Origin of the sequence: Tautonia marina, assembly GCF_009177065.1 — a bacterium.
In the GTDB taxonomy this organism is placed as follows: Bacteria; Planctomycetota; Planctomycetia; order Isosphaerales; family Isosphaeraceae; genus Tautonia; species Tautonia marina.
Genome location: NZ_WEZF01000028.1, coordinates 1 through 10,718, shown reverse-complemented (window position 1 = coordinate 10,718; position 10,718 = coordinate 1). Strand labels below are relative to the sequence as shown.

General features: G+C 56.9%; 10 protein-coding genes. All 10 read left to right on the top strand.

Annotated elements, in window-relative coordinates; all coding sequences use genetic code 11:
- Nucleotides 1-59 precede the first annotated feature (59 nt).
- Nucleotides 60-503, top strand: a complete 444-nt coding sequence (locus GA615_RS24605) for an acyltransferase (RefSeq protein ID WP_161602540.1) — start codon at nt 60-62, stop codon at nt 501-503.
- Nucleotides 504-595: 92 nt separating this feature from the next.
- Nucleotides 596-1,777, top strand: a complete 1,182-nt coding sequence (locus GA615_RS24600) for an O-antigen ligase family protein (RefSeq protein WP_161602539.1) — start codon at nt 596-598, stop codon at nt 1,775-1,777.
- The gene (locus tag GA615_RS24595) at nt 1,774-3,165 is read left to right on the top strand and encodes a phenylacetate--CoA ligase family protein (protein WP_152053996.1); all 1,392 of its coding nucleotides are present in this window, start codon (nt 1,774-1,776) and stop codon (nt 3,163-3,165) included. The genes GA615_RS24600 and GA615_RS24595 overlap by 4 nt, the downstream gene beginning before the upstream one ends.
- Before the next feature lie 2 nt (nt 3,166-3,167).
- Entirely contained in the window at nt 3,168-4,148 is a 981-nt protein-coding gene (locus GA615_RS24590; RefSeq protein WP_152053995.1) for a glycosyltransferase family 2 protein, read from the top strand.
- A gap of 28 nt (nt 4,149-4,176) precedes the next feature.
- The gene (locus tag GA615_RS24585; protein ID WP_161602538.1) at nt 4,177-5,049 is read left to right on the top strand and encodes an ABC transporter permease; all 873 of its coding nucleotides are present in this window, start codon (nt 4,177-4,179) and stop codon (nt 5,047-5,049) included.
- Nucleotides 5,050-5,053: 4 nt separating this feature from the next.
- Nucleotides 5,054-6,304, top strand: a complete 1,251-nt coding sequence (locus tag GA615_RS24580) for an ABC transporter ATP-binding protein (protein WP_152053993.1) — start codon at nt 5,054-5,056, stop codon at nt 6,302-6,304.
- Nucleotides 6,305-6,382: 78 nt separating this feature from the next.
- Nucleotides 6,383-6,958, top strand: a complete 576-nt coding sequence (locus GA615_RS24575; protein WP_152053992.1) for a class I SAM-dependent methyltransferase — start codon at nt 6,383-6,385, stop codon at nt 6,956-6,958.
- Nucleotides 6,955-8,313 carry a glycosyltransferase family 4 protein gene (locus GA615_RS24570; protein ID WP_152053991.1) on the top strand — a complete coding sequence of 453 codons (1,359 nt, stop codon included), beginning with the start codon at nt 6,955-6,957 and terminating at the stop codon, nt 8,311-8,313. The genes GA615_RS24575 and GA615_RS24570 overlap by 4 nt, the downstream gene beginning before the upstream one ends.
- A 25-nt stretch (nt 8,314-8,338) precedes the next feature.
- Nucleotides 8,339-9,586 carry a glycosyltransferase family 4 protein gene (locus GA615_RS24565; protein WP_161602536.1) on the top strand — a complete coding sequence of 416 codons (1,248 nt, stop codon included), beginning with the start codon at nt 8,339-8,341 and terminating at the stop codon, nt 9,584-9,586.
- Nucleotides 9,587-10,552: a glycosyltransferase gene (locus GA615_RS24560; protein ID WP_152053989.1), complete on the top strand. Its 966-nt coding sequence runs from the start codon at nt 9,587-9,589 to the stop codon at nt 10,550-10,552.
- Nucleotides 10,553-10,718 lie beyond the last annotated feature (166 nt).

Here is a 10,718-nt window from a genome sequence, read left to right as displayed (position 1 = left end):
AGATCTTGAGTCTCATTCCTGGTCCGATCGGAATCTTCTGTCGGCGTGGGTTCTATGTCATGACCCTGGATCATTGCTCCTGGGATGTCGGCTTCGGATTCGGCACGATCCTGGCCCACCGCGAGGTCCGGGTGGGTCGACGCGTTTCCTGCGGAAGTTATTGTACGATTGGCATGGCTGTCTTCGAGGATGACGTGATGCTCGGCAGCAACGTCGATCTCCTCAGTGGTCGGCGGCAGCATCACACCGACGATACCGACCGCCCTATCCAGGACCAGGGGGGAACCTTCACTCCGGTTCGGATCGGCCGCAACTCCTGGATCGGGAACAGCGCGGTCGTCATGGCCGACGTCGGTTCCGATGCGGTGGTGGGTGCCGGGAGCGTGGTGGTCAAACCCGTTCCGTCCATGGTTGTTGCGGCTGGGAATCCGGCCCAAGTGATCCGGCAAAGACGTGAAGGGGCTTCAGAGGCATTCGCCGGGGTGTCCCTGAGAATACATTGATCTATCTCCTCATCGGCTACATGTGGCTATTCATCCACCGGCCGTTCGAGATCTGGCCGGTGCTGGCCACGATTCGCCTTGAGCGGGTCTACATGATCGCCACGATTCTGGCGTGGCTTGGTTCAGGGCGGTTTCAATGGAAGTCGAGTGGGCTGAGTGTGGCTTATTTTTTGTTCGCAGTCAGCATGATCATGTGTTGGGTCTTAAGCCCCTGGTCGTCGAGCGTATCCAGCCAAACCCTGATCGAGAACTATCTCAAAGTTCTCATTTTCTTTGTGATCCTCATCACAACAATCCAGAGTGAGCGTGAGCTGAAACTCATTCTCTTGGGATTCCTGGGAGTCAACGCACTCTACATGCTGCATTCCTTCCGGGAGTATCTCAGCGGACGCCATGTCTATCGCATGGGGATGGCACGCATGATCGGGGTCGATACGTCTCTAGGGGATCCCAACTCGTTCGCGGCAAGTGTGATGTATGCGTTGCCGCTCGTCACCCTGATCGGCGCCATCATCCCGGGTCGAAAAGGGCGTCTGTTGACGGTCGGTTACGTGGGACTCTCGATGGCTTGTATCTTCTTGAGTGGTTCCCGATCCGCATTGGTAGGGTTGATCATCTGGGCGACCATGATGAGTCTGAACGTCAAACGCAAGCTGCGTTGGATCGTCTTGATCGCCGTTCTCGGGCCGTTGTGCTGGTCGCTTCTCCCACCAGATCACCAGACTCGGTTCTATACCTTGATTGACCCTTCGGTCGGTCCGGCGAACGCCCAGGAATCCGCGGAAAGTCGGGGCGAAGGATTTCGCCTGGGACAGAAACTCTTTGCAGAGTATCCCCTCACCGGGTGCGGCCCAGGCGCATGGATACCCGCGACAGGGAGCCCAGTTGAATCCCATAACCTCTACGGCCAGGTCATGGGGGAGATGGGGCTGATCGGCGTCATGACGTTCAGCACCATCGTCTTCCTGATGACGTCCCATGTCCTCTCGATCCGCTCACTTCGACGTCGTACTCTCCCCTGCACGAGCAATGACTTCCTCCGGAGCCTGGCCGTGGCGATCGGCCAGGCGCTGATTCTTCTCCTCGTCCTGGGATGGGGTGGGCATAACCTCTTCAGGTTCACCTGGCTCTGGTATGGTGCGTTTCTGATCGTGGCGAAAGACATGGCACTCAAGCAGGCCGAGGCGAGTGCCTTCCAGGACTGGGATTCTCATTGCGAATGGAATGGGGTCGACGGCGACCAACCGGATTCGAACTCCTGGGGAACTCGATGAATCTCCATGCCGTTGCGATTCGCAACCTGATCGGCCCGCTCTGGGCTGCTCATGAGCGTAGCCCCTATTTGAGGCACTATTCCCGGTTAAAGCAGACACAATTCGAAGGAAAGGACCGCGTCGAGGCCGATCAACTCCAGAAATTGAAGCGTCTGCTCATCCATGCAAACGAGACGGTTCCGTTCTATCGCAAACGGTTCGCCGATGCTGGGTTTGATCCAGCCAATTTCCAGTCGCGAGCGCAACTCGAGGTCGTCCCCGTACTCACCAAGTCGGAAATCCGTACGGTGGGCCGAGCATTAATCTCCGAGGCCTATCGCGATCGACCCGACTTAAGGCGCAAGACGACCTCGGGCTCAACCGGGGTTTCGCTGGAGGTCTGGGTGGACGAGGAGGCGATGCAGTTCAAGCGAGGCTGCACCCTTCGCTGCGATGAATGGAGCGGCTGGCGATTCGGGGAGCCGGTCGCCATGGTCTGGGGGAATCCGGATTACTTGAAGCACGGCTGGCGAGGTCGGCTCCGGAACGGCTTGCTGGAACGCGCTTGTTACCTGGATACGCTCAAGATGGATGAAGCGACGATGGCTCGCTTCGCCGACGACCTGGTGAGGCGGCCGCCGTCGCTAATCTTCGGCCATGCCCACTCAGTGTATCTCTTCGCTGCCTTCATGCGGCAGCACCGGACGGGCTCGATTCGTCCCCGGGGCATCATCACCACGGCGATGGTCCTGCACGACTGGCAGAGGCAAGTGATCGAGGCCGAATTTTCCTGCAAGGTGACGAACCGTTACGGTTGCGAGGAGGTCAGCCTGATCGCCTGCGAATGCGAGAAGCACGAGGGGCTGCACGTCAACACCGACGGGCAGTACGTCGAGCTGATCCGTGACGGTCGCCCCGTCGGCCCCGGCGAGCCTGGCTCGATCATCGTCACCGATCTGGTCAATCACGCCATGCCCCTGATCCGCTACCAGGTCGGCGACGTCGCCTCCTGGGCTGGTCGCCCGTGCTCGTGTGGACGGACGGGAATGCCCCTGCTCGCTCGCATTGAGGGGCGCGAAGCGGACTACGTAACGACCCGGCGCGGTGAGCTGATCTCGGGCATCTCGCTGACCGAGAACTTCGCCATGCTCGTGCCGGGGATCGAGCAGTTGCAAATCATTCAGGAGTCACTGGAACGCTTCACCTTCCGTATCGTCCGTGGCCCTGACTACGGACCTTCCAGTGACGCCCGCATTCAGGAACTGGCTGCGGAAAGATTCGGGGATGACGTCGCGTACGATTGCGAATTCGTCGAGCGGATCCCGCCGGAGCTTTCGGGGAAATATCGGTTTTGCATCTCGAAGGTGCCTAACGCCTTTTCCATGTCAGCGTTGACCGAGATTTCGTAGAGATGACACTCCAACCAACTCCTGCAGTGAGTGTCGTGATCGCGACCTACAATTATGGTCGGTATCTGGCAGGAGCGATCGACTCGGTCCTGGCTCAAACCTTCGCCGACTTCGAGGTAGTGGTCGTCGATGACGGATCCACCGACCAGACGCCCGAGGTCATCCGCCGGTATCTCGAAGACTCTCGCATCCGATATCTCCGGCACGAGCACCTCGGCCAGCCGCGAACCAAGAACGCCGGGATCCGAGCGGCTCGAGGCCGCTATGTCGCGTTCCTGGACGCCGATGACCGGTGGCTCCCCTCGAAGCTGGAGAAGCAGGTCGCCTTGTTTGAGGTTGATCCGAATCCTCAGATCGGGGTGGTCTACTCGCGTCGGGGATGGATCGACGATCAGGACAGGCCGATTCATCGTGGCGAGCGGACGCCGCTCCGGGGCGATGTGCTCGCGCCCCTCTTCCACCGCCCGTTCGTCTGCTTCTCCTCGAGCATGGTGCGGAGGTCAGTCCTCGACGAGGTCGGCCTCTTCGACGAGACGACCCAGTATTCCATCGACTACGATCTCTGGCTTCGCATCGCGCTGAAGTACCATTTCGATTTCGTGGACGAGCCGCTCATTCTTTACCGAACGGGCCATGCGAACATGTCCAGCCGTCAGCATGAACGCGTCTGGTGTGTCCGCAGGATCCTGTACCGCTTCCTCGACGAATACGGGGGGAGAGGCCGGCTCGATCCGGAGTTGGTCGATCTGACCCTCGCCGAGCATTGCTGCGACGTGGCCGCTGCGGCGGGCCAGGGACGACCCATCTTCGCCCTGGCGTGGTATCTTCGGGCACTCGGGAAGCGGCCAGTGCACGCCCAGGCCTGGCGTGCACTGGCATCATGCTGGATCCCAGCGCGTGCCAGAGCCTTCGGGAGGGGGACCGCCAGGCGACTTTTCGCGTCGATGGATACGTCCCGATCGAAGCAAAGTGTCGCAAATTAAAACATCAATCATGACGATGACTCAAACGGTGAATCAGACAACTGTGAACGCGATCTCGGCACCTCCGGACGAGGTGGTCTACTCTCCTCACCAGCATCTCGGGCTGGGGTGGGGCAGCCTCGTCAATACGGTCCAGGAACTCTGGGATTCCCGAGAACTGGTCTGGAGGCTCTTTCGGCGCAACCTGATCGCTCGGTATCGGCAATCGGTCCTGGGGTACTTCTGGGCCGTCTTCCCCTCGCTCATCATGGTTGTAACGTTCTCCTACCTGAATCGCTCGCAGCTCGTCCCCATCGCGGCGACCGATCTGCCATACCCGCTCCACGTCTTGTTGGGCATGACCGTCTGGCAGCTTTTTGCAGATGGCCTGTCCCGAGGCGGCCAGTCGCTCGTATCCTCCTGGAGCATGGTCACCAAGATCAACTTCTCCAAGGAGTCACTCGTGCTGGCGAGCCTCGGCGAATCGCTGCTCGACTTCGCCATCCGCCTCGTGCTGCTGGCCGCCATGTTCGCCTGGTACGGCATCGTCCCGGCCGCGACGATCGTCCTGATCCCGGTCCTGATGGTCCCGCTCCTGCTGCTGACCTTCGGGTTCTCCTTGATCCTCGCCCCGGTCAACGGTGTCTTCCGGGACATCGCCAACTTCATGCCGACCCTGCTGACCTTCGGCGCCTTCCTGACGCCGGTCGTCTACCCGCCGCCGACCTCCTGGCCTCGCGTGCTCATCAACTACGCGAACCCGGTCAGCCCGTTCGTCATCGCCTTCCGCGACCTCGCAACCGAGGGCACCCTGAGCATGCCCGGCGCATTGGCGTGGGGCTGCCTGGTCGCGGTGGCGGTCTTCCTTGTCGGCCTCCGCGTCTTCCGCCAGGGAGTCGCCCGGATCATCGAAAGGGTCTGACCCGATGAGCAGCGACGTGATCCTTCGGGCCGAGGGCGTCTCGAAGAAGTTCTGCCGAAGCCTCAAGCACGCCATGTGGTACGGCTGCGGCGACATCGTCCGCGACACGATCGGCGTGCGGTCCCGGTGCGACCAGCTCCGGAACAACGAGTTCTGGGCGGTCGACGACGTCAGCTTCGAACTGCACCGGGGCGAGTGCCTCGGCCTCGTCGGCCCGAACGGCGCGGGCAAGAGCACTCTGTTCAAGATGCTCAACGGCATCCTCCGCCCCGACCGCGGCACCATCCGCTACCGAGGACGCATGGGGGCGTTGATCGAGGTCGGCGCCGGCTTCCACCCCCAGCTCACCGGCCGCGAGAACATCTACGTCAACGGCGCGATCCTCGGCATGTCGCGCCGCGAGATCGACCGCAAGCTCGACGCCATCATCGCCTTCGCCGACATCGGCGACTTCCTCGAAACCCCCATCCGCTTCTACAGCTCGGGCATGATGGTCCGCCTGGGCATGGCCGTGGCCGTGCATACCGAGCCGGAGATCCTGTTGATCGATGAGGTCTTCGCAGTCGGGGATATGAACTTCCAGGCGAAGTGCTACAACAAGATTGGGCAGCTTCGCCGCAATGGGACGACGTTTATCCTCGTCTCGCACAACATTCACCATATCGGCGCCTTCAGTAACCGAGTCATGGTCCTGGATCATGGACGGATACTTACCTGTGGGCCCACTACAGAGGCAATAGCGTCTTACATTGATCTCATGAATGGGCGTCTGCAAGATCAGCAAGCACAAATGCAGAGTGAGGAGCTGCCCGTAGGGACTGGCCGGATCGAGTTCTGTGGTGCGAGTGTCTGCGATGAGGATGGGCGAGCTATCGAGCAGATTTCTGCCACAGAACCTGTCCAGCTACGTCTAGATTACCGATCGCAAGTTCTTGCCGAAAATTGTTGTTTGGACGTAAACGCATACTCAGACAAATTGAGTGGTCCGTTCTTGCAAACAAGCAGTCACATGGTTGGTGAATTACTTAGAATCGAGCCTGGCTCGGGCACTTTGGTTGTCAATTTTCCCTGCTTTCCCGTCAACGGTGGCAAGCTTGTGTTTAGCGTCTCTCTCTGGAGTCATGGTCGCCAAGAACTGTTTAGCTGGTTGCGCCTTCCCCCGTTCAAAATTGAGGGACATCCCCTGAGTAGCGGTGCCGCGTGGTTGCCCTGCTCAATACAATCATATTCAAAAATGTTTATTCATAAATCATAAAATCTTGACGTTTTCAAGTGTAACGGTCATGTCGGTGTGATTCCGATTTCGTTCTGATATTCACACAGGTGTTCAGTAATGAGTGGTGTTGCGGAAATCAGTCTATCCGAATACATAAGGTCGAATCAGATTGAGCCAGTCAGATTGCATCTTGGTTGCGGCGGTGTAAGATGGCCTGGTTTCATCAATGTGGACATGAATCCACACGATGAATCTCGTTCGGATAGTTCGCGAAACGGTTGTGTGGCCGAGGTTTTTGCGGACATGCGTTGCTTAAACCTAGGCGATGCAAGCGTTGAAGAAATTTTCACATCTCACACAGTGGACCATTTCACACGATGGCAGGCAATGGATATGTTTGCCGACTGGTATCGAATGATCAAGCCTGGTGGCAAGGTTGCAATGGAACTGGCCGATTTCAACCGATGTGTTCTCTGGTTATTTCATCCGAGTCGGCGTAAGCGGGAACTCGCCCGTAACCAATTCTATGGAAATCAGTGGGATCGAATCGATTACGAAACCCATCGCTATGTATGGAGTGCGGGTGAATTGAAGAAAGCACTCAAAGAGATCGGGTTCAGTAGGGTAACTATCTCTCATGCAACGCAAACTCACCACCCTGGACGTGACATGCGAATTGAAGCAACAAAATGACTAAGCCTCGCCAAGGTTTTCGTGTTCTATTCGTAGCCGATTCGCTCTACTGGGTTACGGCTACAATCGCCCGCGAGATCGCTGCGCACAACCCGTGGATCGAGCCCACAATTTGCTCCGAGGGCGTAGTCCGCTCGCTGCTGGAGCAGGGGGTGGATCTTCCTGGCCGTGTTGACATCGCGCACTTTTTGACGCCGCACATAGGCACCAGACTGCTGAGTACTTTCAGGGATCGCACGCCGTGCATAACGTCGATCTATCACGTCGAGGATGAGCGGAGTGTCGAGGCTGAGCCGGCGAGCGATGCGATCATGACGATCTGCCGCCAATGGCACGACCACCTCGTTGCCATAGGAGCCGACGCTGAAAAGATCGTGATGCTTCCCATGGGTATCAATATTGAGATGTTCCGACCGGCGAGGCGAGATGAGAAGACTCGGCAGCGGAAAAAGCTTGGGATCCCGACCGACGCGGTCGTTGTCGGCTTCAGCGCTAAAAAAAGTAGCAATACCTACAACCGAAAAGGGTCCGACACACTAGTCCAGGCGATTGCTGAGTTATCTCATCGTCGTCCGGACGTTGTCTTAGTGATGATCGGCCCCGGCTGGGGCGAGGTAGTCGAGCAGCAAACGAGACTCGGTGTTCAGTGTATCCATCTTCCATTTCTACTTGAGCAGGAAGACGTCGCTCGGGTCCATCGATGTTTGGATATCTTCTGGGTAACGGCTCGAATTGAAGGTGGCCCCGTACCCTTGCTCGAGGCGATGAGTAGCGGGACCTGCTGTGTGACCACCCCCGTAGGTGTCGCACCCGAACTGATCTTCGACGAGACCAATGGGTTTCTCGTGGGGTTTGACGACGTTCAGGCGATAGTTGATCGAACCGAACGGCTCGTGATCGATGCGACCCTGAGGAGTCGGATGGGTGCTCTGGCGCGACAAACCATTGTCGATCGATGTCGCTGGGAGCAAACTGCGCTTGCCGCTCGACCCTTGTACGAGGTTGCTTTATCCAGATTCCAGAAACGCCAGCCCTCTTCAGGCAACAAGCAACTTCCGCCAACGAGCCTGTCTCCCGCCGCCTCGGTCGGTCACCTTCATGCAGTCCCTCCAGAATTGCGCTCCCAAGTCTCCGCCAGTGAGCATCGTGTGTTTATGGACCAGCTTCTCTCGATGGGAGAGCGTCGTGCGGCTATGCGGGTCGGCTTCAGAGCGCTTGCGGCGTGCCCTCAAAGTCGCAGTGTCTGGAGATCAGTTGTTCGTTCGACACCTTTGTTGCCGATGAAGAATCTGAGAGAATCTGTTCGAAAGAGACTGCGAAAAGTTTCTGGAAATACTTTACACAATTCGATTTAAGTTAAATAAGTAATTGAAAATGTGCTTGAAATTGATTGAGTGTAATAACGATTCGCAACGTATCGCGTTCCTCACCCCCGAATTTGTGACCGAATATCAAGACGGGGGCGGGCTGGGAAACTATCTGAATCGGATCACACGAGTCCTGCATGAGGCAGGCCATCGTCCGGAGGTCTTTGTCATCAGTAAAGCCGATCCCGGCACCATTGATCATGACGGGATACAGGTGCATCGAGTTCGTAAAGTTGAACATGGATTCATTTATGCCATAGCTCGTCGTTTGATCTGCAAAACAAGGCTGTATCCATATAGTTCGATTGTCGAGAATTTGGCTGGAGCCTGGGCTTTGGCGGAAGCATTGAAAGTAGAGGAGCGGCGCTCGCGTTACAGCTTTATACAGAGCTCTGATTATCTGCTATCAGGGTTCTTTGTCCCGCGTCGATCAACTCGTCCGCACTTGATTCGTTGCAGTTGGGCATGTGATCTGTATGCCGACGCCGATGGAAAAAAGGATCAAGTAAGTCGTTTGCAGAATCAGTTCGAGATTCGCATGCTCAGGAGCGTGGATCGAGTCTACTCGCCGAGTGTCTTCGTTGCAGACCATTATCGTCGCAGCTATGGGATCGATGTCCAGGTCGTCCGACCGCCCCTGATCCAGGATTCCACCGAGTATTGCAATCCCAGTCTCGAAATACCACCAAAGTTTTTCGTGCATTTCGGTCAGTTGCGTGAACGAAAAGGGACCGACTGGCTCGCGAGGGCTCTTGTGTCAGCCTGGGATACAGAACCCAGGATCGAAGTCGTGATGGCGGGCCATGCGAACGAGGATTTAATCTCGAGCTACGAAAAACTCTGGGGAAAACACTCTCCGAAAGTGCACTGGGTCGGAGCTCTGAAAAAACCAGAACTGTATGCCGTTCTCAGGCGTGCTGATGCTGCGGTACTTCCTTCCATCGTCGATAACTTGCCGAACACAGTGATCGAGAGCCTCATGCACGGTGTGCCTGTCATTGGAACGGATGGCGCAAGCATTAACGAATTGGTCGAGACAGGAGTCACAGGGGAACTGGTGGCCTCGCATGACATCGAGGGATTAAGCCAAGCCCTTGTTAAAGCCTGGAAAGGTGACTGGAAGGTCAGACGTGGGTTTGATTGGCATCGCCGGCCGATAGCAACCGTGATGCAACCGCGGATGGCTGTCGAATCACTTCTCGACTTGGTACAGGATTGTACTGTTGAGAACCCATCTGAACAAACTTTGTCAAAGGTCTGAATGATGCGTATTACGGTTGCAATCTGTACCTGGAACAGGGCTGGCCTGCTCGACCAGACCTTGGGCGAGATGCGCCAACTTCGGATTCCCGTAGGAGTCACCTGGGAACTACTAGTCGTCAACAATAATTGCACGGACAACACCGACGAGGTGATTGTTCGCCATTCGCCTCACCTTCCGCTTCGTCGGATCTTCGAATCGAAGCCAGGACTCTCTCACGCTCGAAACCGTGCGCTGGAAGAGGCTTCGGGCGAACTTCTGATGTGGACCGACGACGATGTTCTTGTCGATCCCGATTGGGTTTCATCGCTCGTGAACGCTGCCATTCGTTATCCCTCGGCTGCCGCCTTCGGAGGCCCCGTTGCTCCCTGGTTCCCCGTCGAGCCTGACCCTCAGCTCTTGCTCGCGTTCCCAGCCCTACGTATCGGATTTTGCGGCGTGGATCACGGACTGTCCGAAGGGGCACTCCCGCCTGGGAAGACAATTTTCGGTGCCAACATGGCCTATCGATCCAGTTCTGTGGGCGACCAGCGATTCATGACCGAACTCGGGATGAAGCCCTCGGTATCAGATGGCCATTATGCTGTGGGTGGATACGAAGAAATCGAGTTTCTCGATCGACTACGACAACAAGATTGCCAAATCGTTTGGGTTCCAGAAATGCGGGTGAAGCATTATGTCGGTCCGGATCGGATGACGGAGCAGTATCTCGCTCGCTATATCAGGGAGCTTGGCCGAAATAAGGCGAAACTTACCGATGAGTATGAAGGGCGCCGGATACTCGGCGTTCCACGATGGGTTTATCGGAAGGTAATCGAGAGCAGGCTGCTGATGGCTTGGTATCGGATGACTCAGGACCGGCAAAGACGCTTGATCTGCGTCCGGACAACGAATTACTACCATGGCGTAATTCAAGGTCTCAGGGAGAGAAACCAAAAGGTGAAAGACGCCCATGCAGCATTCTGATCTGGTGGTGATGAAGACGGTATCCGTCTGCCCCTGCGTCCTCATCAGTGGCAACAGAACGATGAATGCTCCGTGTACTATCGAGAAACGTAAGAATAGGAAAATCACGTCCGGATTGTTGTGTAGTTATTATAGTGGACCCCTGATTTCGGACTACTCGATACGA